Annotated in this window: 1 pseudogene; it reads right to left on the bottom strand. The window is 75.2% G+C overall.

Annotation, left to right across the window (positions count from 1 at the left end):
- Window positions 1-258 (bottom strand): annotated as a pseudogene (locus ACQG3P_RS20310) (hypothetical protein); the annotation flags it as partial.

Below are 258 nucleotides of genomic sequence, written 5' to 3' on the forward strand. Positions count from 1 at the left end.
GGCTGGCACCGGTCAGCGGCGCCTGCACGGCAGCCGGCGCCCGGTGCGGCGACGGCAGCGGCCGCACCTGCTCCAACAGGCGGCGCGGGAACGACGGTTCGCGCAGGATCGGCAGTGCCTCGGGTGACAGCGCGGCAGTAAAGCGCAGCACCTGTCCGCGACCGAGCGCATGGCGCATGACCGCGGCCGTGCCGCTGGCAGCCTGCAGCACCGTCGTACCGGTACCGGTGGCCGCCTTGGTCGACCCAGCCACCCCGC

It is taken from the genome of Stenotrophomonas sp. SrG (assembly GCF_050031795.1).
Classification (GTDB): Bacteria; Pseudomonadota; Gammaproteobacteria; order Xanthomonadales; family Xanthomonadaceae; genus Stenotrophomonas; species Stenotrophomonas rhizophila_A.